Raw genomic sequence first — 24908 nt, forward strand, 5'->3', positions numbered from 1 at the left:
GGGGCGGGATCCTTCGGGATCCCGCCCCGCTGTCGTATCCGGATACCGAAGTTGTCACGATTGCGACAACGCGGTTCGCGAGGGCGCGGACGGCTCGCTATGATCGGGCTGTCTCTCCGCGTGGCAACGTCGCCGTATCGATGCGTCGACGTGAATGCGGACCTAACTCATGTAATGGAGCAAGAGTGAAACTTTCACGGACTGGAACTGGCGCACTCGCACTCGTGGCCACGGGAGCGCTGCTGCTCACCGGTTGCGCGCAGGGCGGTGGCACGGGCGGCGGCGGTGCCGGCAGCGGGTCGATCACGGTGGGGACGACCGACGTCGTCACCGCGCTCGATCCGGCAGGCTCGTACGACAACGGCTCGTTCGCGGTGATGACGAACGTCTTCCCGATGCTGATGAACCACCCGATCGGCAAGTCCGAGGTGGAGCCCGACATCGCGACCTCGGCCGAGTTCACCTCGCCGACCGAGTACACGGTGAAGCTGAAGAAGGGGCTCAAGTTCGCGAACGGGCACGACCTCACGAGCTCGGACGTCAAGTTCACCTTCGACCGCCAGATCAAGATCGCCGACCCGAGCGGCCCCTCGAGTCTGCTCGCGAACATCGCGAGCGTCGACGCGAAGGACCCCGAGACCGTCGTGTTCCACCTCAAGGAGGGCAACGACCAGACCTTCCCGCAGATCCTCTCGACGCCCGCGGCGCCGATCGTCGACGAAGAGGTCTTCCCGGCCGACAAGCTCGCGAGCGATGACGAGATCGTCAAGGGCAAGGCCTTCGCCGGCCAGTACACGCTCGAGGCGTTCAAGAAGAACGAGCTCGCCTCCTACAAGGCCTACGACGGCTACCAGGGCATGTGGGGCAAGCCGAAGACCGCCAGCGTGAACGTCAAGTACTTCGCCAAGGAGCCGAACCTCAGCCAGGCCATCGAGACGAAGGCCGTCGACGTCGCGTTCCGCAGCCTGCCCGCGGCCGACATCGCGAAGTTCCGGAACACCAAGGGCCTGAAGATCGTGCAGGGCCCCGGCGGGGCGATCCGCTACATCGTCTTCAACTTCGAGACCCAGCCCTTCGGTTCGAAGACCCCGGAGGCCGATCCGAAGAAGGCGCTCGCGGTCCGTCAGGCCGCGGCCGATCTCGTCGATCGCGAGAAGATCGCCAAGCAGGTCTACGAGGGCACCTTCAGCCCGCTCTACAGCCAGGTCGCGCAGGGCTTCACCGGCGCCACCGAGTCGTTCAAGGGCGAGTACGGCGACAAGAAGGGCGGTCCCGACGCGGCTGCCGCCAAGAAGGCGCTCACGGACGCCGGCGTGCAGATGCCGGTCACGCTGAAGCTGCAGTACAACCCCGACCACTACGGCGACAAGTCGGCCGAGGAGTACGCGCTCGTCAAGCAGCAGCTCGAGGCGGACGGCGTGTTCAAGGTCGATCTGCAGTCGACCGAGTGGGGCCAGTACAGCGCCGACTTCCCGAAGGACGTCTACCCGGTGTTCCAGCTCGGCTGGTTCCCCGACTTCTCGGACGCGGACAACTACCTGAGCCCCTTCTTCACGAAGGGCGGCGGGTTCACGAACAACCACTACGCGAACGAGGAGGTCGACGCGCTCATCAAGAAGCAGCGCGCGGTCACCGACAAGGCCGAGCGGACCAAGGACATCGAGCAGATCCAGGATCTCGTGGCCAAGGACGCCCCGATCATCCCGCTGCTGCAGGGTGACCAGGTCGCGGTGACCGTCGACGGCGTCGACGGCGTCACCCTCGACGCCTCGTTCAAGTTCCGCCTGGGAACGCTGACGAAGAAGTAGTCGACGGCCGTGCACGGAGAGCGGAGCAGCATCGGATCGGTGCGGCTCCGCTCTTCGGGCGTGGCGGACGCATCTGCGCAGCACTGAAACAGCGATTTCGTTCATGACGACGCTCAACGCTCCCGCGGCCGAGGCCGCGTCACCGGGACCCGGCGCGGGCCCCGGCCGGAGGAAGTCCCGCGGCGGGGGAGGCGGCCTCGGCCGCTACATCGCCTGGCGGGCGGTCCTCATCGTTCCCACCGTGTTCATCCTCGTCACGATGGTCTTCCTGCTCATGCGGACCATCGGCGACCCGATCACCACCTCGATGGGCGGCAAGCTGCCTCCCGACGAGCTCGCGAAGCGGATCCACGAGGCCGGCTACGACCGGCCGATCATCGTGCAGTACTTCGAGTACCTCGGCCATATCTTCACGGGCGACTTCGGCACCACCATCAGCGACAAGCTGCCGGTCACCGAGGTCATGCTCACCTACGGCGCCGCGACCCTCGAGCTCGCGATCTACACGCTCATCGTGGCGTTCATCGTCGGTATCCCGCTCGGCATGCTCGCCGCCTACTACCGTGATCGAGGACCAGACGCCGGCCTGCGCGTGTTCGCGATCTTCACCTACGCGACGCCGGTGTTCTTCTCCGGCCTGCTGATGAAGCTCGTCTTCGGCGTCTGGCTGGGCTGGCTCCCGACGAGCGGCCGCGCCTCGGTCGGGACCGAGCTGCAGATCTCGCTGCTGCCCGACCCGAGCGGCATCTATCTGATCGACGCGCTCCGGCTCGGCGACCCGGCCGCCGTCGGAGACGTGCTCGCCCACGCGATCCTGCCCGCCCTCACGCTCGGCCTCATGACCGCGGGCGTGTTCCTGCGTCTCGTGCGCACGAACATGATCGGCACGCTCGGCAGGGAGTACGTCGAGTCGGGCCGTTCGCGCGGCGTACGGGAGTTCCGGCTCGTCACCAAGCACGCGTACCGTCCCGCGCTGATCCCGATCATCACCGTGATCGGCCTGCAGATCGCGATGCTACTGGGCGGTGCCGTGCTCACCGAGAGCACCTTCGAGTGGAAGGGGCTCGGCTTCCAGCTGGCCCACTACCTGAGCGCCCGCGACTTCATCGCGGTGCAGGGGATCGTGGCGCTGCTGGCCGTGATCGTCGCGCTGAGCAATTTCGTGGTCGACATCATCGCCGCGCTCATCGACCCGCGAGTGAGGTACTGAGATGACGACGGAAGCAATCCTGACGGCGCCCCGCCCCGCGAGCGGCAAGGATCGCGGCTGGCGCGGCTGGCCGATCATCAAGCAGCTGCGCCAGAGCGTCGGCCTGCAGCGGGGAATGCTCGTGACCGGTCTCGCGATCGTCGCCGCGTTCATCGTGCTCGCGGCGCTCGCCCCGCTCATCGCCCCGTTCGGGTTCAACCAGCTGTCCGGTCCCGGCGGCGACTTCGGGTCCCTCGAAGCGCCGTCGTCGACGCACCTCTTCGGGACGACGGTGGCCGGATACGACGTGCTGTCACGCGTCATCTGGGGTTCGCGCACGGCGCTGCTGGTCATCGTGATCGCGGTGCTCAGCTCGATCTTCGTCGGTACGCTGCTCGGGCTCGTCTCCGGCTACATCGGCGGAGCGCTCGACCGCGTGCTCACGGTCGTCACCGATGCGATCTACGCGTTCCCGTCGCTGCTGCTGGCGATCGTCATGTCGATCGTCATCTCCGGAGGCCAGTCGAGCCTGTGGGGCGGCATCTGGTCGGCGGCGCTGTCGATCACCGTGGTGTTCATCCCGCAGTACTTCCGGGTGGTGCGCAGCGAGGTCGTCCGCGTCAAGGCCGAGGCCTTCGTCGAATCGGCGCGCGTCGTCGGTGCGAGCCGCTGGCGGATCATGTTCACGCACGTGATGCGCAATTCGACGCGGTCGTTGCCGCTCGTGTTCACGCTGAACGCCTCGGAGGCGATCCTGACCCTCGCAGGTCTCGGCTTCCTCGGATTCGGCATCGAACCGAACTCCGCGGCGGAGTGGGGCTACGACCTGAACAAGGCCGTGAACGACGTGTCGAACGGGGTCTGGTGGACGAGCCTGTGGCCGGGCCTCGCGATCGTGCTGATCGTGCTCGGTCTGACCCTCGCGGGCGAGAGCCTCAACGACCTCGCCGATCCTCGGCTGCGCAGTCGCCGCCGGGCGAAGGCCGGCAGCGGCGCGGTCGCGGCGACCTCGGTCGGCGCGCTGCTCGCGGCAGAACCGGTTCGGGGTGCGGCCGGAGCCGCGCCCGCCGATGGAATCACGACGGACGAAGGGCGCGAGCGATGAGCGCGACGACGCGGAACGGCACCGGGACGGTGCTCGATATCCAGGACCTGGGCGTCACGTTCGCGACCGATCACGGCCCGGTGCGCGCGGTGGACGGCGTCTCGCTGTCGATCTCGCCGGGGCGCGTGCTCGCGGTCGTCGGCGAGTCGGGATCCGGCAAGACCGTGACCGCGCGGACCGTGCTCGGGCTGCTGCCCGAGACCGCCGTCTCGCAGGGCGCGGTCGTGCTGCGCACCCGCGACGGCTCGGCCACCAACGAGGTCCTGCGGCTCTCGGACGAGCAGCTGCGAGCGATTCGGGGACGCGATGTCGCCATGGTGTTCCAGGAGGCATCGACGGCGCTCAACCCCGTCTTCACGATCGGGTGGCAGATCGCCGAGGGGCTGCGGGCGCACGAGAAGCTCTCGAAGAAGGAGGCGCGCACCCGGGCGATCGAGGTCCTCGGCCGCGTCGGGATCCCGGATCCCGAGGAGCGCGTCGACTACTATCCGCATCAGCTGTCGGGCGGCCAGAAGCAGCGCGTCATGATCGCGATGGCGCTCTCGCTGAACCCCGGGCTCATCGTCGCCGACGAGCCGACCACCGCGCTCGACGTGACGGTGCAGGCGGAGATCCTGGACCTGCTGCGCAAGCTGCGGGACGAGTTCGGCATCGCGATCCTGCTCATCACCCACAACATGGGCGTCGTCGCCGACCTGGCCGACGATGTCGCGGTGATGTACCAGGGCGAGCTCGTGGAGCAGGCGCCGGTGGCGGAGCTCTTCGCGAATCCGCGCGAGCAGTACACGAAGGATCTGCTCGGCGCGGTGCTGCGGCTCGGCGACCGGAGCATCCGAACCCGATCCCGCGAGGTCGGTCCCGACGGCGAATCCGCTTCCGCGGACGCCCGTGGCGAGGTGCTCGTGGCGGCCCGGGGGCTGGAGATCCAGTACCCCGGCCGGCTCGGCCGACCGGGGTTCCTGGCCGTGCGCGGGGTCGACTTCGAGATCGCGGCCGGCGAGGTCTACAGCCTCGTCGGCGAATCCGGCTCGGGCAAGTCGACGATCGGTCGCGCCATCGCGGGGCTCACCACGGCGACCGGGGGTCGCTGCGGGTGCTCGGGCACGAGATGGTCGGGCTGAAGGAGCGCCGGTTCCGCGCGGCCCGTCGTGACATCGGGTTCGTGTTCCAGGACCCGGCGTCGAGCTTCAACCCCCTGCTGACCATCGCCGACAACGTCGCCGAGCCGCTCGTGGTGCATCGCATCGCGCGGAATCCGGCGGCGGCGCGGAAGCGCGTCGACGAGCTGCTCGAAGCGGTGCAGCTGCCGCGCAGCTACGGCGACCGGTTCCCGCACGAGCTCTCGGGCGGCCAGCGCCAGCGGGCCTCGCTCGCGCGCGGTCTCGCGCTCGACCCGAAGCTGCTGATCGCCGACGAACCGACCTCGGCGCTCGACGTGTCGGTGCAGGCCAGGGTGCTCGAGCTCTTCGCCGAGCTCCAGCGCGAGCTCGGCTTCGCCTCGCTGTTCATCACGCACGACCTTGCCGTGGTGGACGCGCTGGCCGATCGGGTCGGCGTGCTGTACCACGGGGAGCTCGTGGAGGTCGGCAGCTGCGCCGAGGTGCTCGGGGCGCCGACGCATCCCTACACGCAGCGGCTGCTGGCGTCGCTGCCCGTGCCGGACCCGGCGGAGCAGGCCGAGCGGCGCGAGGCGGCCCGCCGTGCTCGGGAGGCGCCCGGCGCCTAGAGCTTCGCGCATCGCCCTCGCGGCCCCCGCCCCGATCGTCCGGTATCCCGGACGGAGGAGGCGGGGGCCGCGTTGTTGCGGTCCCCGCGAGGGGATGGAATGGGATCACGCCGACCGGAGCGACGTCGCCCGGCCGCACGATCCGCGAGACGGATCACCACCACAGACCCCTGCGAAAGGACCGACCATGGCTCTTCCCGGCGCCCGCCCCGTCCGCGCCCCGCGCGGCACCGAGATCTCGGCCAAGAGCTGGCAGACGGAGGCTCCGCTGCGCATGCTCATGAACAACCTCGACCCCGAGGTCGCCGAGCGTCCCGACGACCTGGTCGTCTACGGCGGCACCGGCCGCGCCGCCCGCAGCTGGGAGGCGTACGACGCCATCACCGAGACCCTGCGCGACCTCGAAGAGGACGAGACCCTGCTCGTGCAGTCGGGCAAACCCGTCGGTGTCTTCCGAACCAACACGTGGGCACCCCGCGTGCTCATCGCGAATTCAAACCTCGTCGGCGACTGGGCGACCTGGCCCGAGTTCCGCAAGCTCGAGGCCGAGGGCCTCATGATGTACGGCCAGATGACCGCCGGGTCCTGGATCTACATCGGCACGCAGGGCATCCTGCAGGGCACCTACGAGACCTTCGCCGCCGCCGGCCGCAAGCTCCAGGGCCAGAAGCGCATCGAGACCGTCGAGGGCAAGGGCTCGCTCGCGGGCACCATCACCCTCACCGGCGGCTGCGGCGGCATGGGCGGCGCCCAGCCCCTCGCCGTCACCCTGAACGACGGCGCCTGCCTCATCGTCGACGTCGACAAGACCCGCCTCGACCGCCGCGCCGGCAAGCGCTACCTCGACGAGGTCGTCGAGGACCTCGACGAGGCGCTCGCCAAGGTGCAGCAGGCGAAGGACGAGAAGCGCGGCTGGTCCGTCGGCCTGGTCGGCAACGCCGCCGAGGTCTTCCCCGAGATCCTGCGCCGCCACCGGGCGGGCGAGGTCGCCATCGACCTCGTCACCGACCAGACGTCGGCGCACGACCCGCTGTCGTACCTGCCGATCGGCTACAAGGTCGAGGAGCGCCTCGAGCGCGCCGAGGCCGATCCCGAGCAGTTCACCAAGGACGCGCAGGCCGCCATGGCCGCGCACGTCAAGGCGATGGTCGAGTTCCAGGATGCCGGCGCCGAGGTGTTCGACTACGGCAACTCGATCCGCGACGAGGCCCGCAAGGGCGGCTACGACCGCGCCTTCGAGTTCCCCGGCTTCGTCCCGGCCTACATCCGGCCGCTCTTCTGCGAGGGCCTCGGGCCGTTCCGCTGGGCCGCGCTCTCGGGCGATCCGGAGGACATCGCGGTCACCGACGCCGCGCTCAAGGAGCTCTTCCCCGAGAACACGCACCTGCACAACTGGCTCGACGCCGCAGCGGAGCGCGTCGAATTCGAGGGCCTTCCCGCCCGCATCTGCTGGCTCGGCTACGGCGAGCGCCACCAGGCCGGCCTGCTCTTCAACCGCCTCGTGGCCGAGGGCAAGGTCAAGGCCCCGATCGTGATCGGCCGCGACCACCTCGACTCGGGCTCGGTCGCATCGCCCTACCGCGAAACCGAGGCCATGGCCGACGGCTCCGATGCGATCGCGGACTGGCCGCTGCTGAACGCGCTCACCGCGACCTCCTCGGGCGCGACCTGGGTGTCGATCCACCACGGCGGCGGCGTCGGCATCGGCCGCTCGATCCACACCGGGCAGGTCTCCGTGGCCGACGGCACGGAGCTCGCCGCCGAGAAGCTCGAGCGCCTGCTCACGAACGACCCCGGCATGGGCGTCATCCGTCACGTCGACGCGGGCTACGAGCGCGCGGCCGAGGTGGCCGACGAACGCGGCGTGCGCGTTCCGGTTACGCCGACCATCCGCAACCACGATCGCGCCTGGTAGGCGGTACCGCGCCGACGCCCGCTGAGTGCGTGAGCACAGCAGCCCCCGCTGATTGAGCGAGCGAATCGAGTCGAAATCGAGAGCATCGGTTCCGGCTCGCTTCGCTCGCTCCACCGTCTGAGAGAGTGATCCCATGAGCAACACCCTGCTGATCGACAACGTCGGCGAGCTGACCACGAACGATGACGCGCACGGCGGTCGCCTGCGCGACGCGGCCGTGCTGATCGAGGGCGATCGGGTGGCCTGGGTCGGCCCCGCTGCCGATGCGCCTGCGGCCGACGAGCGCTTCGACGCGGCCGGCCGGGCGGTGCTGCCGGGCTGGGTGGATTCGCACACGCACATGGTGTTCGCGGGGGACCGCACGGCCGAGTTCGAAGCGCGCATGGCCGGTGAGTCGTACGCGGCCGGCGGGATCAACGTGACCGTCGGCGCGACCCGGGCCGCGTCGGATGCCGAGCTGCGCGCGAACCTCGAGCGTCTGGTCGCGGAGGCCCGCCGGTGGGGCACGACGACGATGGAGACGAAGACCGGATACGGGCTCACCGTCGCCGACGAGCTGCGCTCGGCGGCGGTCGCGGCGGACGTGGTGGACGCGGTGACCTTCCTCGGCGCGCACGTGGTGCCCGCGGGCGCGGATGCGGGGGAGTACCTCGACCTCGTGACGGGCCCGATGCTCGACGCGGTCGCGCCGCACGTGAGCGCCGTCGACGTCTTCTGCGAGACCGGGGCATTCGACGAGGCCGCGTCGGCGCGCGTGCTCGAAGCCGCAGCCGATCGCGGGCTCGCGACCCGCGTGCACGGCAACCAGCTGGGGCACGGTCCCGGCGTGCGACTGGCCGTCGAGCACGGATCGCTGAGCGTCGATCATCTCGGCTTCCTCTCGGACGACGATGTCGAGGCGCTCGCCGCGTCGTGGTCGGGGTGGTCGAGCGGTTCCGGTCCCCGCGGCACGGTCGCGACGGTGCTGCCCGCGTGCGACCTGTCGACGCGGATGCCTCTGGCGCCGGCCCGCCGGCTCATCGACGCGGGCGCGCAGCTCGCGATCGCATCGAACTGCAACCCCGGTACCTCCTATACGAGCTCGATGGGCTTCTGCGTCGCGACCGCGGTCCTGCAGATGGGACTCACGATCCAGGAGGCCGTCCGCGCCGCCACCTTCGGAGGTGCGCTCGCCCTCGGAATGCACGAGGACGACTGGCTCGATCCCCGCGGCATCGCGCAGCCCGCGGTCGGTGCGGTCCGCGTCGGCGCTCGGGCCGACCTGCAGCTGCTCGACGCGCCGTCGGTCACCCACCTGGCCTACCGGCCGGGCATGCCGCTCACGGCGGCAGTCTGGCGCGCCGGGATCCGCGAGGTCTGAACGCGGGCCGTCGCCCGTGCAGAATGGAGCCATGACGGCTCTGAAGCGCGCGCTGCACGCCTATCCGATGGTCGCGGCCACCCTGCTCGTCGGGGTGGTCGGCCTCGTGCTCCTCGCCACCCCGGCGAGGCCGGCGGCTCCGGTCATCGTCGGCGTCTACGCCCTGCTGATCGCCGCCTGGCAGGCGGTCGGCATGATCCGCTCCCTGATCGGCGGCAAGGCGGGGCTCGATATTCTCGCGGTCACCGCGATCGTCGCCGCGGTGCTGGTCGGCGAGCCCTGGGCGGCGCTCGTCGTCGTGCTCATGCTGACCGGCGGCGAGGCGCTCGAAGACTACGCCGAGAATCGCTCGAAGCGGGAGCTCACCGCTCTGCTGCAACGCGCACCCCGGCAGGCCACTCGCGTCGTCGTGGACCCGGAGGCGTCGGGTGGCGAGCGTCTCGAGACCGTCGACATCTCCGACATCTCCGTCGGCGACGTCCTGCTGGTGCGCCCGGGCGAGCTCGTTCCCGTCGACGCGGTGCTGCTCGACGCGACGGCGCAGTTCGACGAATCCTCGCTCACTGGGGAGAGCCTGCCGGTGGAGCGCCAGACCGGTGAGAGGATCGCGAGCGGGGTCGTGAACGGTGCGGCGGCGATCCGGATGCGAGCCACCGCGCTCGCCGCCGACAGCCAGTACCAGCAGATCGTCGCGCTCGTGGCGGAGGCGCAGCAGAGCCGTTCCCGCACCGTCCGGCTGGCCGACCGCTATGCCGTGCCCTTCACCCTGCTGTCGCTCGCCATCGCGGGCATCGCCTGGGCGGTCAGCGGCGAAGCCGTGCGATTCGCCGAGGTGCTCGTGGTGGCGACCCCGTGCCCGCTGCTGATCGCCGCGCCGGTGGCGTTCCTCGGCGGGATGAGTCGTGCGGCGAAGTCGGGGCTCATCGTGAAGGGCGGCGGGACCCTGGAGCAGCTGGCACGCGTGCGATCCGCCGCCTTCGACAAGACGGGCACGCTCACGACCGGCCGACCGCAGCTGGAGCGCATTGTCGTCGCACCGGGGTTCGCCGAAGGCGAGGTGCTGCAGCTCGCCGCAGCCGCCGAGGTCTATTCCTCGCACGTGCTCGCGAGCGCGGTGGTCGAGGCCGCGAAAGCCCGGGGGCTCGCCGTGCTCGCCGTCGCGGAGGCCTCCGAGAGCGCGACCAACGGCGTGGCGGCCGAACTCGCCGCGGTGGCCGCTGCTGCGAACGGGGGCAGCGTCGCGCGTGCCGGTGGCGTCGTCCGCGTCGGCAAGCCGGCATGGGTCGCCGCAGCGGCGCCCGACCTGGTGCGGGTCGAGCTGGCGCCGGGCGAACTGGCCATCTACACGGCGCTGGACGACCGCTTCGCGGGGGCGATCGTGATGCGCGATCGCCTGCGCGACGAAGCGCCGGAGACGCTCGCCGAGCTCCGCGAGCAGGGCGTCGAGCGGATGATCATCGTGACGGGCGATGTCGCTGCGACGGCACGGCCGATCGGAGAGCGACTCGGCATCGACGAGGTGCACGCGGAATGCCATCCCGCCGACAAGGTCGGGATCGTGGCGCACGTGCAGCCGCGGCCCCTGCTCATGGTCGGCGACGGGTTGAACGACGCACCGGTGCTGGCCGCGGCGGACGTCGGTTTCGCGATGGGCGCTCGCGGTGCCACCGCCGCGAGCGAATCCGCGGACGTGGTCAACCGCTTCGACCGGATCTCGGGTGTCGCCGGCGCGGTGCGTATCGGACGCGACACCGTGCGCATCGCGATGCAGAGCATCTGGCTGGGCATCGTCATGAGCGTCGCGCTGATGCTCGTCGCGGCGTTCGGCTTCCTGCCCGCCCTGCTCGGAGCCTGGCTGCAGGAGGTCGTCGATCTCGCGGCGATCCTGGGCGCGCTGCGGGCGATCTCGCCTCGACGGGCCCGCTAGCTCCTGCGAGATCAGGTCCGTTTGGGGCAGGCTCGGGCTGCGGGGTACAGAATTCTGCGCCTCCATCGGGAGGACTTCCACCCCGCGAGCATCGCACGGAGGCGTGAACGGCTCTGCGCGTTCCCGGGCAGGGCACCGCGGGCGCTCCCTGCGAACCTGGTGCGGCGTTGTACGGAGTCGTGAGGAGCCGCGCGTGAGGTCCGGCCGCGCCGTACTGCCCGGACTACACTCGCGCGCTTCGCCCGTGGATGCGGGTCGAGAGGGTCTCCGCCGTGCGGCGTACCTCCGCTGCGAGACCGGGGTAGGCGTCGTCGGGGACCCGAGACTCCGAGAAGGTGACCGCGATGGCGGCGACGGGCCAGCCGCGGTGATCGAGCACGGGGACGCCGACCGAGGCGAGGCCCGCGGTGACCGATCCGCGTTCGAGCGCGTAGCCGCGCGTGCTCGTGTCGTCCAGCACGGTGCGCAGACGGGAGTACCGGTCGATCCCCTCGAGATCCTCATGGCGGTGCACGAACGACTCCCGGTCGGGGAACAGCGCGCGCACCTGCGCTTTCGGGAGGGCCGCGAGGATCGCCCTGCCGCTCGCGGTGAGCTGCAGCGGCAGACGCACATCGACGTCGGTGATGAGCGGGGGAGAACCGGGCGCGCGCTCCTCGATCACGTAGAGCACGTCGCGGCCGTGCGGTACCGCGAGGTGGCCGCTCATGCCGAGCCGGTCGACGAGTCCGGCGAGCAAGGGGCGGCCGATCCGGGTGAGCGGTTCCTGTCGAGCATAGGCCGAGCTCAGCTCGACGGCGGCGAGGCCGAGACCGTATCGGCGTTCCTCGGGCAGGTGCATCACGAACCCGTGCTCCTGCAGCGTCGCCAGCAGGTGGTAGACGGTGGATCGCGGCAGACCGAGCTGGGTCGCGATCATGCTCGCGGCCATGGGCCCGCGAGAGCTCGCGAGCAGGCTCAGGATCCGCAGGGTCTGATCCGCTGCGGGAACCTTCGGCGAATCATCCGACATCGTTCGTCCTCTCGATCACTGTTCCCCCAGTGCGGACCCCGGCGCGACCTCGGCCGCTGCGGACAGTCTGCACGCAGCGGCCGAGCATCAGGACAGCGGCGCGCCGAGCGCGCCCTCGACCGCCTCGAGCACCGCGCCGTTCTCGACGAACCGGTGCGCGGCCGCAATGGTCGGCGACAGGAAAGCGTCGGTGTCGGGTGCGGAGATCTCGGTGCGGAACAGCGCGTGCACCGCGGCCGTCGCCGGCGCCGGTGCGCCGTGCTCCGGCTGGGCCGCGCGGAAGTCGAGCGCGCGGGTCGAGGTCAGCAGTTCGATGGCGAGCACCCGGCCGAGGCCGTCGATCGCGCGGCGCAGCTTGCGGCCGGCGGCCCACCCCATCGAGACGTGGTCCTCCTGCATGGCGGAGGACGGGATCGAGTCGACAGAGGCGGGCGCCGCGAGACGCTTCAGCTCGGACACGATCCCGGCAGCGGTGTACTGGGCGATCATGAGACCCGAGTCGAGGCCGGCGTCGGCGGCGAGGAACGGGGGCAGCCCGTGATTGCGAGAGACGTCGAGGAACCGGTCGGTGCGGCGCTCGCTGATCGACGCGAGGTCGGCGACGGCGATCGCGAGGAAGTCGAGCACGTACGCGACGGGTGCGCCGTGGAAGTTGCCGTTCGACTCGACGCGGCCGTCGGGCAGGACGACCGGGTTGTCGACCGCCGAGCGCAGCTCGATCGACGCGACCTGCGCCGCGTACGCCGCCGTGTCGCGAGCGGCACCGTGGACCTGCGGGGCGCAGCGCAGGGAGTACGCGTCCTGCACTCGCGTGAACACGCCCTCCTGCGGGCGCTGGATCAGCTGCGAGTCGGCGAGCACGGCGGCCATGTTGGCGGCGGCCGCGGCCTGCCCCGGGTGGGGACGCAGCGCGTGCAGGTCGGCGGCGAACACCGCGTCGGTCCCGGTGAGCGCTTCGACCGATGCGGCCGCAGCGACGTCGGCGATGCGGAGCAGGTCGGCGAGGTCGGTGAGCGCCAGGCTGAGCATGCCCAGCATGCCGTCGGTGCCGTTGATAAGGGCGAGGCCCTCCTTCTCGACGAGCGAGATCGGCTCGATGCCGGCGGCGGCGAGCGCCTCGGCAGCGGGGATCGGGGCGGCGTGCGGATCCTGCGAGACCCGCACCTCGCCCTCTCCGAGCAGCGTGAGTGCGCAGTGGGCGAGGGGGCTGAGGTCGCCCGAGCAGCCGAGCGAGCCGTACTCGTGCACGACCGGGGTGATGCCGGCGTTGAGGATCGCGGCGTAGGTCTCGGCGACGACGGGGCGCACGCCCGTTCGCCCCGAGGCGAGCGTGTTGAGACGGAGCAGCATGAGCGCGCGGACGACCTCGCGCTCGACCTCGGCACCGGTGCCGGCCGCGTGCGAGCGGATGAGGCTGCGCTGCAGCTGCTGGCGCTTCTCGACCGGGATCTGGACCTTGGCGAGCGCGCCGAAGCCGGTCGAGACTCCGTAGTGGGGGCGGGTGTCGTTCGCGAGGTCGTCGATGACCCGGCGGCTGGCGGCGATGCGTTCGAGAGCGCCGGCGCCGATCTCGACGCGGGCGTCCTTGCGGGCGACGGAGACGACGTCGGCGATGGTCAGGGAGGTCTCGCCGAGGATCACGGGTGCAGTGGTGTTCATGCCTTCGATCCCACCGCACGCGCGGCCCCGGCGGCAGTGCGCGCACTCGCGAACCGTCCGGTATCCCGGACGGGCTCCACGACCGTGCGCTCCGAAACCGCGGTCGACTCTTGCTACGGTCGGCCCATGAGCACTGACGCCATCACCGCAGCCCGCGCCCTCGCCGCGCGTCCCGCCGTCGACCCGAAGGGATTCGAGACGTCCGCCGCCGCAGGGCTCTCGGTCGATCCGGCCTGGCCGCGCACCGGCGGGTGGCCCGCCGACTCGGGGCAGGAGATCGATCTCGCGATCGTGGGCATCCCCGTGTCGCGGACCTCGCTCTCGCCGACCAACGCGCACGAGACCCCGGCGGCGATCCGGGCGGCGCTGCGCCGCTACTCCGGCCACGCGGTGGCCGAGGGCGCGCCCGGCCGACGGGGCGACGAAGCGGAGCTGATCATCGACGAGGTGCTGCGCATCGCAGACGCCGGCGATCTGGAGGACCCCGACTCCGAGGCGGGCGAGCGAGCAGCGACCGAGGCAGTGGCGGAGCTGACGCGCCGCTCGCAGCTCGTCGTGGCGCTCGGGGGCGACAATTCGCTCACGGTGCCGGCCGCGCTCGGGGTGTACGGCGAGGCGCTCGACACCGCCGGACTCATCACGCTCGACGCGCATCACGACCTGCGCGACGGCCGCAGCAACGGATCGCCTGTGCGCCGCCTCGTCGAGGCCGGACTCGATCCGAGCCGGATCGTGCAGATCGGCATCGCCGACTTCGCGAACTCGCGTGCCTACCGCCAGCGCGCGAAGGACCTCGGAATCACCGTGATCCACCGCGATGAGCTCCACGATCGGCCGCTGCGCGATATCGTCGCGGAGTCGCTCGAGATCGCGGGTGCCGCAGGCGGCCCGATCCACGTCGACCTGGACGTCGACGTCTGCGACCGCTCGGTGGTGCCGGCCTGCCCGGCCTCGATCCCCGGCGGCATCCAAGCGCACGAGCTCCGGCGATTCGCGCGGCTCTTCGCCGAGGATCCGCGGGTGCGCGGTATCGACCTCGCCGAGATCGACGCCACGGCGGACTCCGCCGACGGTCGCACGGTGCGCCTCGCGGCGCTCTGCGTGCTCGACGCCGCGGCGGGCCTGGCCCACCGCCTCCAGCGGTAGCCCCTCCGCACAGACAGACGCACGCCGATCGCACACCCGAAGGACCTCACGATGGACACCACGCTCGATACGGGTGCGCCCGCACCCACCGCGCTGAAACGCGGCCTCACTGCCCGGCACATCCGCTTCATGGCGCTCGGCTCGGCCATCGGCACCGGTCTCTTCATGGGCTCGGCCGGCGCGATCCAGGCCGCCGGTCCCGCGGTGCTGCTCGCCTACATGATCGGCGGCGCCGCCGTGTTCATGGTGATGCGCGCGCTCGGCGAGATGGCCGTCCGCCACCCGGTCTCGGGCTCCTTCGCGCAGTACGCCTCACGCTACATCGGGCCGTTCGCCGGCTTCCTCACCGGGTGGACCTACACCTTCGAGATGTTCGTCGTCGCGCTCGCCGACGTCACCGCGTTCGGCGTCTACATGGGGTTCTGGTTCCCGGATGTCGAGCGGTGGATCTGGGTGCTCGCGGTCGTCTTCTTCATCGCAGCGCTCAACCTCATCAGCGTCAAGGTGTTCGGAGAGCTCGAATTCTGGTTCTCGCTCATCAAGATCGTCGCGATCGTCCTCATGATCGCGGGAGGCATCGCGATCATCGTCTTCGGAATCTCGACGCAGTCCGAGAACGCGGCCGGCCTGCACAACCTCGTCGACCACGGCGGTTTCCTGCCGAACGGGGTCTGGGGGCTGCTCGCATCGTTCACGGTCGTCATGTTCGCCTTCGGCGGCACCGAGGTGATCGGCATCACCGCGGGCGAGGCGAAGGATCCGAAGCGCGTGATCCCGAAGGCCATCAACTCGGTCCCGGTGCGCATCCTCCTCTTCTACGTGCTGACGCTCGGCATCATCATGTGCCTGCAACCGTGGAACACGATCGACGGCAAGGCGAGCCCGTTCGTCTCGATCTTCGAGTCGCTGGGGCTCTCGGGCGCCGCGCACGTGCTCAACGTCGTCGTCATCACCGCCGCGCTCTCGGCAATCAACGCCGACATCTTCGGAGCCGGACGCATGCTGCACGGCCTGGCCGAGCAGGGCCAGGCGCCGCGAGCGTTCACGCGGGTCACCCGCACCGGGGTGCCGTGGCTGACCGTGCTCACCATGGTCGTCGCGCTCCTCGTCGGCGTCGTGCTGAACGCGCTGTTCCCCGACCAGATCTTCTTCCTCATCGCGGCGCTCGCGACCTTCGCGACGGTGCTCGTGTGGCTCATGATCCTCGTGGCCCACGTGCGCATGAAGCGCGAGATCGTCCGCGACGGCCGCCTGCCGAGCGAATTCCCCGTGCCCCTGTGGCCGGCGGCCTCGATCGCGACGATCGTCTTCATCGGCTTCGTGATCGTGATGATCGGCGTCATGGAGGACACCCGGCCCGCGCTCGTGGTCGGCGTCGCCTGGGTCGCACTGCTGCTCGTCGGCTACTTCGCGCTCGTGCGCGGCAGGGGACGTCAGCGGCACGAGCTCGTCGACGAGACGGCGCCGATCGGCGTGATCGCGGACGAGTGAGCCGCGCCGCCGGGTGACTCGCCGGTTGAGCGGTCCGGCCTCTCGCCGGTTGAGCGAGCTTGCGAGTCGAAACCGGAGCCGGCTCGGTTTCGACTCGCAGGCTCGCTCAACCGTCGGCTCCCCCTCCACCGGGGCCCGGTGGTGTGCGATTCACCTCGATCCGTTACAATTGCACGTCGGCCTTGTGACGTCCGGCGCGTTTTGCGTGCCTCCGATGTCGCGGCATCCCGCTCCGCCGACGCCGTCTCTCCGTCTCGTTAGGACACCACTGCTTATGGCTCTTGCCACCCGCGAAGACCTCCGGAACGTCGCAATCGTCGCGCACGTCGACCACGGCAAGACCACGCTCGTCGACGCCATGCTGCGCCAGACCAACTCCTTCGACGCGCACGCCGAGGTCGACGATCGGGTCATGGACTCGAACGATCTCGAGCGCGAGAAGGGCATCACCATCCTCGCGAAGAACACCGCAATCTCCTACGAGGGCGAGCACGCGAAGAACGGCCCCATCGTCATCAACGTGGTCGACACTCCGGGTCACGCCGACTTCGGCGGCGAGGTCGAGCGCGCGCTGTCCATGGTCGACGGCGTCGTCCTGCTCGTCGACGCGTCCGAGGGCCCGCTGCCCCAGACCCGCTTCGTGCTGCGCAAGGCCCTCGAGGCGCACCTTCCCGTGATCCTCGCGGTCAACAAGACCGACCGTCCCGACGCCCGTATCGAGGAGGTCGAGGGAGAGGCCCAGGACCTGCTGCTCGGCCTGGCCTCCGACCTTTCCGAGGATCACCCCGACATCGACGTCGACGCGGTGCTCGACGTGCCGACCGTCTACCTCTCGGGCCGTGCGGGCGCTGCTTCCCACGAGCGTCCCGGTGACGGCGAGCTGCCGAACAACCCGGATCTGGAGCCCCTGTTCGAGGTCATCATCGACCGCGTCCCCGCTCCCAGCTTCGACGACGAGCACCCGCTGCAGGCGCACGTCACCAACCTCGACTCGTCGCCGTTCCTCGGCCGTATCGCGCTGCTGCGCGTCCACAACGGCTGGATCCACAAGGGCGAGACCGTCGCCTGGGTCAAGCAGGACGGCACCGTGCAGAACGTGCGCATCACCGAGCTCATGCTCACCAAGGCGCTCACCCGCTACCCGGCGGAGAAGGCCGGCCCCGGCGACATCGTCGCGATCGCCGGCATCGAGGACATCACCATCGGCGAGACCATCGCCGATGCCGAGGACGTGCGCCCGCTGCCGACCATCACGGTCGACGAGCCCGCCATCTCGATGACCATCGGCGCGAACACCTCGCCGCTCGTCGGCAAGGTCAAGGGGCACAAGCTGACCGCCCGCATGATCAAGGACCGTCTTGACCGCGAGCTCATCGGCAACGTCTCGCTCCGCGTGCTGAACACCGAGCGCCCGGACGCCTGGGAGGTGCAGGGCCGCGGCGAGCTCGCGCTCGCCATCCTCGTCGAGAATATGCGCCGTGAGGGCTTCGAGCTGACCGTCGGCAAGCCGCAGGTCGTCACGAAGCAGGTCGACGGCAAGACCCACGAGCCCTACGAGCACCTCACGATCGACACCCCCGAGGAGCACCTCGGCGCGATCACGCAGCTGCTCGCGGCGCGCAAGGGCCGCATGGAGAACATGGTGAACAACGGCACCGGCTGGGTGCGCATGGAGTTCATCGTCCCGTCGCGCGGCCTCATCGGCTTCCGCTCGGAGTTCATGACCACGACGCGCGGCACCGGCATCGCGAACGCGATCTCGCACGGCTACGACGAGTGGGCCGGTCCCATCGTCACCCGCAACAACGGGTCGATCGTGGCCGACCGCGCGGGCGTCGTGACGCCGTTCTCGCTCATCAACCTCCAGGAGCGCATGACCTTCTTCGTGCAGCCCACCGCCGAGGTGTACGAGGGCATGGTCATCGGTGAGAACTCGCGTTCGGAGGACATGGACGTGAACATCACCAAGGAGAAGAAGCTCACGAACATGCGTTCGTCGACGGCCGATTCCTTCGAGTCGATGACCCCGCCCCGCGTGCTCACCCTCGAGGAGTGCCTCGAGTTCGCCCGCGAGGACGAGTGCGTCGAGGTCACCCCCGAGGTCGTCCGGATCCGCAAGGTCGAGCTCGAGGCGAGCCTGCGCGCTCGCGCGGCGTCGCGCCTGAAGCAGCAGCTCGCGAAGTAACGCGCCGACGTTCGTTCGAAGCCCCGTCCGCCGGTCTCCGGTGGGCGGGGCTTCGTCGTCCGGCGGGCGTAGGATCGCCCCATGGCACTCATGCACGAGACGACCCTGGTCCCCTCGAAGTACGAACTCCTGGCGGGATGGCTGCCCACGCAGCCCTGGTTCCACGGCGATGCGACGAGGCTCGAGCGGGTGGGCGCGTACCGGCTCGACGATCCGGCGGGCGAGGTCGGGCTCGAGGGGCACCTCTTCACCGCGGGCGACGACACCGTCTACCACGTGCCGCTCAGTTATCGCGGGGCACCGCTCGAAGAGGCGGTCGAGGGCGGTCGTGCGTTCCTCGTCGGGGTGATGGAGCACGGGGTGCTCGGCAAGCGCTGGGCGAGCGACGCCATGGGGGATCCGGTGTTCCGCGCGGTGATCGCCGACGTGATGGCGCGCGGCGGGCACGAGGCCGCCGAGTTCGCTCAGGATGCCGCGGGCAACGTCGTCGAGCGCGCGGTGCACACGCGGATCCAGGGCAGCGGATCGCCGCACGATGCGGTTCCCGATCTCTCGGACGCAAGCGTCGTCGGCGTGGGGGAGACGAGTCGAGCCGAGAACGGCACCGCCGTGCTCGTGCTGCATCGGGTCGCCGCGCCGGGCCGCGAACCGGGAGACGCCTACGCCCTGCGGGTGAGCTGGCCGGGGCAGGCCGATCCGATCGTGCTCGCCGAGCTCAGGCCCTAACCGGGCCTCGGCCCGAGCCGGACCGACGCACCGCCGACGGCCCGCGACGGGTCCCAAACACGCTTCGGGGTCCGTCGCGGGCCGTTCGTCGTGCGGGCCGGGCGTGTGCTGTCGGACAAGCCGCGCCGAGTTGATATTGAGAATGATTATCAAATAACCTGGCTTCCGTGAAGCCAGCACCCGCGATCTCCTCCCCGCGCGCCGCACCGACGGCACGTTCCACGCGTCGCGTCCGTCCTGCCGCGCCGATCCTGTTCGCGCTGAGCGGTGCGCTGCTCGCCGTGCTCGTGACCGCCGTCGGGATCGGCCCCGTCGCGATCCCGCCGTCGGAGGTCCTGCGGATCCTCGGCGGAGGGATTCCTCCGGCCCTGCGGCACACGACGTCGCCGCGCAGATCGTCTGGTCCACCCGGGTGCCCCGGATCCTGATGGCGGCCTTCGCGGGTGCCGGGCTCGCCGTTGCCGGGGCGGTGCTGCAGGCCGTGGTCCGCAACCCGCTCGCCGATCCCTACCTGCTCGGGCTCAACTCGGGGGCATCGACCGGGGTCGCGCTCGTCGTACTCGTCTTCGGTTCCGGGGCCGCGCTCGTGCGGTCCGGCGCGGCTCTCGCCGGCGCGGTGCTGACGATCGGACTCGTCCTGCTGCTCGCAGGCGCGGGCCGGGCTCGGGGACCGGGCCGGATCGTGCTCGCCGGCCTCGCCGCGGGCTACGCGCTGAGCGCGATCACCAGCCTGCTGCTCTTCCTCGCCGATTCGCCGGAGGCCGCGCGCTCGGTGATGTTCTGGCTGCTCGGCTCGCTCGCCGCCGTGCAGCCGGCGATGCTCGCGGTCGTCGCGCTCGGAGTCGTCGTCGGTCTGCTGCTGCTCACCGGATTCTCCGGGCGGATCGATGCACTCGCCTCGGGGGACGATTCGGCGCTGACCGCGGGCCTCGACCCCGAGCGGGCCCGTTTCGGGATCCTCGCGGGCGCCTCGGCGATGGTCGGGGTGATCGTCGCGGGGGTCGGCGGCGTCGGATTCGTCGGGCTCGTGGTGCCGCATCTCGCTCGCGCCCTGGTGGGAGCGCGGCATCGCCGGATCCTTCCCGCGGCCGCCCTCATCGGGGCGGCGCTGCTCATCGCGGCGGACACCGCTGCGCGCACGCTGCTCGCGCCGCACGAGGTCCCGGTCGGCGTCGTGACCGGGGTGCTCGGCGCACCCTTCCTGCTGCTCCTCCTGGCGCGGAGCGGCCGAGCTCCCGCCTGAACCGTCGGGACCTCCCGGTCCTCGACCTCTCGCCGGGGCGACGCCGTTCGGCCCGCCCCTCCCACACCAGAAACGGAACCCATGAATCCTCGAGTCCCCCCACGGCGCACGGCCACGGCCGCCCTCGCGCTCACCCTGATCGCAGCCGGGCTCGCCGGTTGCACGAACCCGTCCGACGGCCGCACGACCGCATCGCACGGGGGCGGCGGAGCCGAGACCGGCGGCTTCCCGGTGACGGTGGAGAACTGCGGAACCCGCGTCACGATCGCGAAGCGCCCCGAGCGCATCGTGCTCGTCAACAACGATGCACTGCCGAACGTCGAGGCCCTCGGCGCGGTCGACCGCATCGTGGCGATCACGGCGAAGCCTGCGCAGGGCCTCTTCTCGGATGCCACCGTGCGCGCCCTCGAGCGCCTCACGCCGTTGACGACGGAGCAGAACGCGACCGGCGGAGCCGTGGTCTCCCAGGAGAGCCTGCTCGGCATGCGGCCCGATCTCGTCGTCGCCCCCGAGAACGCGGTGGACCGGAAGGCGCTCGAAGCGGCCGGGGTGCCCGTCTACTCGCCCAGCGCGTACTGCGACGATCCGCCGGCGGAATACCGGAAGGCGGCCGACTTCGACCGCGTGTGGGCGGAGCTCGAGACGACGGGGAGGATCCTCGGAGCGCAGGAGGCGGCGTCGACCGCAATCGAAGCGGCGAAGCGCGAGGTCGCTGGCGGGAACGGGGAGTCGGCCGGCACGGCCGCGGCGCTCTACGTGTCCTCGGGCGGCGCGACGCTCTCGCCCTACGGCGGGCCGAGCATGGTGACTCCCGTGTTCGCCGCGGCCGGACTGCGCAACGTCTACGCGGCGTCCGAGGAGCGGGTCTTCGACGTCAGCGTCGAGGACCTGGTCGCACAGGACCCGCGGACGATCGTGCTGCTCACCTCGGGCGGTGATCCGGCGGAGACCGAGCGGGCGTTCCTGTCGGCGCCCGGCGTCAGCGGGCTGAGCGCGGTGCGGGAGCACCGGATCATCACCCTCGAATTCCCCTACACGGATCCGCCCAGCGTCCTGAGCGCACGCGGGCCTGCCGAACTGCGGCAGCGTCTGGACGCTCTGCCGTGATCGAGGCGATCGATCTGCGCGTCGACGTCGGCGGCCGCACCGTGCTCGACGGGATCGATCTCGGAGTCGGGGAGCGCGAGGTGGTCGGGGTCGTCGGACCGAACGGCAGCGGCAAGTCGACGCTGCTGCGCGCGCTCATCGGCGTTCGGCCGCCGGCGCGGGGAACCGTCCGCATCGACGGCGTCGATGTCCGTTCGGCCTCACGGAGATGGATCGCGCGGCGTGCAGCGTTCGTCGGCCAGATGGTCGACCCGGATCCCGCGCTCAGCGTGGCCGACGAGGTCTCGCTCGGCGGCCTCGCGACGCACGGCGCCTGGCGGGCGCAGGGCCGTTCGTTCCGACCGCGGATCGAGCGGGCCCTGGCCACCGTCGGGCTGGCCGGAGCGATCGACGTCCCGCTCGCCGAACTGTCCGGCGGCGAACGGCAGCGCGTGCAGCTGGCTCGAGCCATGGTGCACGGCGCCGATTACGCGCTGCTCGACGAGCCGACCAATCACCTCGACGTGCGGCATCGCCTCGAACTGCTCGAACTGCTGCCGCACGTCGCGCGCAGCGTGATCGTCGTGCTCCACGACCTCGAGCTCGCCGCCCGCGCCTGCGACCGGATCCTGCTGCTCTCCGAGGGAGGAGTCGCGGCGTTCGGCCGACCGCACGAGGTGCTCCGACCCGAACTGCTCGACCCCGTCTACGGCGTCCGCACCCGCGTGAGCGCGGACGACGACGGTCGTCCGCGCCTGAGCTTCTCGCTCGCCGCGGCCGCCTGCCGTACGGGTGCGGGCGACCCCGCGCACTCGCGCGTCGCGCGCCAGACCACCCCTCAGCCCATCCCGCAGAAAGAAGATGCCGCATGACCAGACGATCCTCCGAGAACCGCACCGGCGACCACGTCCGACGCTGGGAGGCTCAGCAGGGCGCCTACATCAGGAATCGCGATCAGCGGTTCGCCGAGATGGCGCGCACCGTGGCCGGCCTCTGTTCGGGACTCGACCGACCGCCGCGCGTTCTCGACCTGGCCTCCGGACCCGGTTCGCTCGGGCGTGCGGTGCTGGACGCGGTGCCCGGAGCCCGGGTGGTGATGGCCGACAAGGATCCGGCGCTGCTCGCGCTCGCGAGCGACCTGCACCGGGACGACTCGCGGGTGGAGGTGGTCGCGATCGACCTGGCGGATCCGGGCTGGACGGCGGCTCCCGTGCTCGACGAGCCCTTCGACGCCGTCGTCAGCACGACCGCGCTCCACTGGCTGCGGCCCGAAGACCTCGTCCGCGTGTACTTCGAGCTCTCCGGCATGCTCCGCTCGGGCGGGGTGCTGCTGAACGGGGACCACCTGCACTACGACCGCAATGCCGAGCCCGTGCTGCGGGAGCTGGCACTGCGCGACGACGCAGAGCAGCAGCGCGTCGAGTTCTCGGCGGGGGCCGAGACCTGGGACGACTGGTGGTCGGCGCTGGCCGCCGATCCCGCGTACGCCGACGTGGTGCGCGAGCGCGAGCGGGTGTGGGGCGACGGCCTCCACGAGGCGCCGCCTCCCGTGACGCTCGGGTTCCACATCGAGGCGCTCCGCAGCGCCGGCTTCGATCAGGCGGGCACCGTGTGGCAGGTACTCGACGACTACGTCGTCTACGGGATCCGCTGAATCCCGCCGATCACGAGGCCGGCGGGCGCTGCATCGCGCAGCGCCTCCGGCCCGTCCTCGAAGGGATCGCGATCGAGGAGGACGAAGTCGGCGCGCAGGCCCGGTGCGAGCACGCCCCGATCGGTCCAGCCGCACGCCTCGGCCGCGCCGCGCGTCGCCGCGATGATGGCGCGCGCGAGCGTCAGCGCCTGCTCGGGGTGGTTCGCGGGGAGAGCGGCGTCGGAGGCCGACGACCGGGTCGCCGCGATGAACAGATTCGGCAGCGGAGCGTAGGGCGCGGTCGGTGCGTCGGTGCCGAGCGCTAGGTGCACGCCCGCGCGATCCAGCTCGGCCCAGGGGTAGCCCTGGCCCGAGCGCGCATCGCCGAGCCGCTCGCGCCAGGCCTGCTGCACCGCGGGATCGGCATGCACGGGCTGCACCGAGGCCGTGATCCCGAGCCGGGCGAGGCGCGCGAGGCTCTCCGGAGCGACGACTTCGAGGTGTTCGAGGCGGTGCCGGACGCCGTGATCGCCGTTCGCCCGCAGCGCCGCCTCCACCGCATCGATTCCTAGCTCGACCGCGGCGTCGCCGATCGCGTGCATCGCGACCTGCAGCCCCGCCGCATCGGCGGCGACGACCACCGCCTCGAGCGCGTCCCGGCTCCACAGCGCCTCCGGGCGGCTGCCGTCCCCGAAGGGCTCCCGCATGGCCGCGGTACCGCTGTCGATGACGCCGTCGATCCAGATCTTGACGCCGGCCACACGGAGCATCGGCGAGCCGTGCGCTGCGACCCGCGAGCGGATCGCGATCGCCCGCTCGACCTGCGCGAGCTCCGCCGCGCGGGTGCCGGACCGTTCGACTCGGAGATACCCGGTGACCGGGATCGGCAGCGCGTCCCGCTCCCGGGCGCGGTCGAGCGCGGCGAACTCCGCGTCGCGCAGTCCGAGGTCTGCGACGGCGGTGACTCCCGCCGCCAGGTATCGCTCGAGCGCGCGTCCGACGGCCGCGTCCCGCACCGAGTCGTCCTCCAACCGTTCGATGCCGCCGCGCATGAGCACGAGCGCGGCGGTCTCGAGCAGCAGGCCGGTCGCCTCCCCGTGCGCGTCGCGCACGATCGTCCCGCCCGCGGGGTCCGGGGTGTCGCGATCGATCCCGAGCTCGGCGAGCGCCGCCGAGTTGACCCAGCCGGAGTGGAGGTCGTTCGAGGTGAGGTAGACCGGGCGATCGGGGACCGCGGCGTCGAGCATGGCCCGGTCCGGCTCCCGGCCGGCCAGCGGTCCGAGGAGCCAGCTGCGACCCAGGATCCGCGCGGCAGCCGGCCGGCTCGCCGCGGCCTCCGCGAGGCGACGTTGCACGTCCTCGAGATCGCGGGCGTCGAAGAGATCGACCTGTTCGAGGGAACGGCCGAGGTTCACGAGGTGGCTGTGCGCCTCGACGAGGCCGGGCAGCACGAGCGCGCCGTCGAGATCGACGGTGCGAGCGATGCCGGGGATCCGGTCCGCTTCCGCCGCGGGGCCCACGAAGCGGATCAGCTCCCCGTCGGTGACCACGGACTCCGCCCAGGGCCGTCGCTCGTCGGAGGTGAAGACCCGTCCGCCTCGATAGTGGACGATCCCGTCGCCGTGCATCTCGCCTCCCCGTGCTCACCGCGCCCGCGGCCTCCTCAGCGTACCGAGGCGGTCGGTCGTCCCGCTCCG

General features: G+C 71.1%; 18 protein-coding genes and 1 pseudogene. 16 read left to right on the forward strand and 3 right to left on the reverse strand.

All coding sequences use genetic code 11. From position 1 onward, the window contains the following. The first annotated feature begins 224 nt into the window (after window positions 1–224). From AB3K78_RS02290 to AB3K78_RS02320, 7 genes and pseudogenes are all read left to right on the forward strand, one after another. Window positions 225–1808, forward strand: a complete 1584-nt coding sequence (locus AB3K78_RS02290) for an ABC transporter substrate-binding protein (protein ID WP_416445821.1) — start codon at window positions 225–227, stop codon at window positions 1806–1808. Between the two features lie 103 nt (window positions 1809–1911). After that, window positions 1912–3018, forward strand: coding sequence for an ABC transporter permease (locus AB3K78_RS02295; protein ID WP_416445823.1), 1107 nt, complete (start codon window positions 1912–1914; stop codon window positions 3016–3018). 1 nt (window position 3019) lies between these two features. Further along, the gene (locus AB3K78_RS02300; RefSeq protein WP_416445825.1) at window positions 3020–4102 is read left to right on the forward strand and encodes an ABC transporter permease; all 1083 of its coding nucleotides are present in this window, start codon (window positions 3020–3022) and stop codon (window positions 4100–4102) included. Then, window positions 4099–5828: pseudogene (locus tag AB3K78_RS02305) on the forward strand (dipeptide ABC transporter ATP-binding protein). The gene AB3K78_RS02300 and the pseudogene AB3K78_RS02305 overlap by 4 nt, the downstream one beginning before the upstream one ends. Window positions 5829–6015: 187 nt before the next feature. Further along, complete coding sequence (gene hutU / locus AB3K78_RS02310; RefSeq protein WP_416445827.1) at window positions 6016–7743, forward strand: urocanate hydratase; 1728 nt, start codon at window positions 6016–6018, stop codon at window positions 7741–7743. A 133-nt stretch (window positions 7744–7876) separates the two neighbouring features. Further along, complete coding sequence (gene hutI / locus AB3K78_RS02315; protein ID WP_416445829.1) at window positions 7877–9103, forward strand: imidazolonepropionase; 1227 nt, start codon at window positions 7877–7879, stop codon at window positions 9101–9103. 31 nt (window positions 9104–9134) lie between these two features. Beyond that, entirely contained in the window at window positions 9135–11030 is a 1896-nt protein-coding gene (locus tag AB3K78_RS02320; RefSeq protein ID WP_416445831.1) for a heavy metal translocating P-type ATPase, read from the forward strand. A gap of 223 nt (window positions 11031–11253) precedes the next feature. On the opposite strand, the gene AB3K78_RS02325 is transcribed toward AB3K78_RS02320, so the two are convergent. Beyond that, window positions 11254–12042, reverse strand: a complete 789-nt coding sequence (locus AB3K78_RS02325) for an IclR family transcriptional regulator (RefSeq protein ID WP_046455699.1) — start codon at window positions 12040–12042, stop codon at window positions 11254–11256. An 87-nt stretch (window positions 12043–12129) separates the two neighbouring features. Beyond that, on the reverse strand, window positions 12130–13701 hold the full coding sequence (gene hutH / locus AB3K78_RS02330; RefSeq protein ID WP_416445833.1) for a histidine ammonia-lyase: 1572 nt from the start codon (window positions 13699–13701) through the stop codon (window positions 12130–12132). A 276-nt stretch (window positions 13702–13977) separates the two neighbouring features. On the opposite strand from hutH, the gene AB3K78_RS02335 reads away from it, so the two are divergent. The 9 genes from AB3K78_RS02335 (at window position 13978) to AB3K78_RS02375 (ending at window position 23232) form a co-directional block, all read left to right on the forward strand. Beyond that, complete coding sequence (locus AB3K78_RS02335; protein WP_416447286.1) at window positions 13978–14847, forward strand: arginase family protein; 870 nt, start codon at window positions 13978–13980, stop codon at window positions 14845–14847. A 51-nt stretch (window positions 14848–14898) separates the two neighbouring features. After that, window positions 14899–16338: an amino acid permease gene (locus AB3K78_RS02340; protein ID WP_416445835.1), complete on the forward strand. Its 1440-nt coding sequence runs from the start codon at window positions 14899–14901 to the stop codon at window positions 16336–16338. Window positions 16339–16612: 274 nt separating this feature from the next. After that, window positions 16613–18523: a translational GTPase TypA gene (gene typA, locus AB3K78_RS02345; RefSeq protein WP_099723617.1), complete on the forward strand. Its 1911-nt coding sequence runs from the start codon at window positions 16613–16615 to the stop codon at window positions 18521–18523. A gap of 81 nt (window positions 18524–18604) precedes the next feature. Then, window positions 18605–19249, forward strand: a complete 645-nt coding sequence (locus AB3K78_RS02350) for a maltokinase N-terminal cap-like domain-containing protein (protein WP_416445837.1) — start codon at window positions 18605–18607, stop codon at window positions 19247–19249. A 167-nt stretch (window positions 19250–19416) separates the two neighbouring features. Beyond that, window positions 19417–19677 (forward strand): hypothetical protein, encoded by a 261-nt coding sequence (locus AB3K78_RS02355; RefSeq protein WP_416445839.1) that lies wholly within the window; start codon window positions 19417–19419, stop codon window positions 19675–19677. Beyond that, window positions 19677–20492 carry a FecCD family ABC transporter permease gene (locus AB3K78_RS02360; protein ID WP_416445841.1) on the forward strand — a complete coding sequence of 272 codons (816 nt, stop codon included), beginning with the start codon at window positions 19677–19679 and terminating at the stop codon, window positions 20490–20492. Before AB3K78_RS02355 ends, AB3K78_RS02360 begins: the two co-directional genes overlap by 1 nt. A gap of 81 nt (window positions 20493–20573) precedes the next feature. Beyond that, the gene (locus tag AB3K78_RS02365; protein WP_416445843.1) at window positions 20574–21599 is read left to right on the forward strand and encodes an ABC transporter substrate-binding protein; all 1026 of its coding nucleotides are present in this window, start codon (window positions 20574–20576) and stop codon (window positions 21597–21599) included. After that, window positions 21596–22450, forward strand: coding sequence for an ABC transporter ATP-binding protein (locus tag AB3K78_RS02370; RefSeq protein ID WP_416445845.1), 855 nt, complete (start codon window positions 21596–21598; stop codon window positions 22448–22450). Before AB3K78_RS02365 ends, AB3K78_RS02370 begins: the two co-directional genes overlap by 4 nt. Beyond that, a complete protein-coding gene (locus tag AB3K78_RS02375; RefSeq protein ID WP_416445847.1) occupies window positions 22447–23232 on the forward strand; it encodes a class I SAM-dependent methyltransferase in 786 nt (261 codons plus the stop codon). Before AB3K78_RS02370 ends, AB3K78_RS02375 begins: the two co-directional genes overlap by 4 nt. Here AB3K78_RS02375 and AB3K78_RS02380 read toward each other — a convergent pair. After that, the gene (locus AB3K78_RS02380; RefSeq protein ID WP_416445849.1) at window positions 23217–24839 is read right to left on the reverse strand and encodes an amidohydrolase; all 1623 of its coding nucleotides are present in this window, start codon (window positions 24837–24839) and stop codon (window positions 23217–23219) included. The genes AB3K78_RS02375 and AB3K78_RS02380 overlap by 16 nt on opposite strands. Window positions 24840–24908 lie beyond the last annotated feature (69 nt).

The sequence above is a fragment of the Leucobacter sp. HNU genome, from assembly GCF_047946755.1.
Taxonomy (GTDB): Bacteria; Actinomycetota; Actinomycetes; order Actinomycetales; family Microbacteriaceae; genus Leucobacter.

Coding starts and splice junctions, on each gene's coding strand:
- AB3K78_RS02295 (WP_416445823.1), top strand. CDS start 1,912: ATGACGACGCTCAACGCTCCCGCGGCCGAGGCCGCGTCACCGGGACCC.
- AB3K78_RS02300 (WP_416445825.1), top strand. CDS start 3,020: ATGACGACGGAAGCAATCCTGACGGCGCCCCGCCCCGCGAGCGGCAAG.
- hutU (WP_416445827.1), top strand. CDS start 6,016: ATGGCTCTTCCCGGCGCCCGCCCCGTCCGCGCCCCGCGCGGCACCGAG.
- hutI (WP_416445829.1), top strand. CDS start 7,877: ATGAGCAACACCCTGCTGATCGACAACGTCGGCGAGCTGACCACGAAC.
- AB3K78_RS02320 (WP_416445831.1), top strand. CDS start 9,135: ATGACGGCTCTGAAGCGCGCGCTGCACGCCTATCCGATGGTCGCGGCC.
- AB3K78_RS02325 (WP_046455699.1), bottom strand. CDS start 12,042: ATGTCGGATGATTCGCCGAAGGTTCCCGCAGCGGATCAGACCCTGCGG.
- hutH (WP_416445833.1), bottom strand. CDS start 13,701: ATGAACACCACTGCACCCGTGATCCTCGGCGAGACCTCCCTGACCATC.
- AB3K78_RS02340 (WP_416445835.1), top strand. CDS start 14,899: ATGGACACCACGCTCGATACGGGTGCGCCCGCACCCACCGCGCTGAAA.
- typA (WP_099723617.1), top strand. CDS start 16,613: ATGGCTCTTGCCACCCGCGAAGACCTCCGGAACGTCGCAATCGTCGCG.
- AB3K78_RS02350 (WP_416445837.1), top strand. CDS start 18,605: ATGGCACTCATGCACGAGACGACCCTGGTCCCCTCGAAGTACGAACTC.
- AB3K78_RS02360 (WP_416445841.1), top strand. CDS start 19,677: ATGGCGGCCTTCGCGGGTGCCGGGCTCGCCGTTGCCGGGGCGGTGCTG.
- AB3K78_RS02365 (WP_416445843.1), top strand. CDS start 20,574: ATGAATCCTCGAGTCCCCCCACGGCGCACGGCCACGGCCGCCCTCGCG.
- AB3K78_RS02375 (WP_416445847.1), top strand. CDS start 22,447: ATGACCAGACGATCCTCCGAGAACCGCACCGGCGACCACGTCCGACGC.
- AB3K78_RS02380 (WP_416445849.1), bottom strand. CDS start 24,839: ATGCACGGCGACGGGATCGTCCACTATCGAGGCGGACGGGTCTTCACC.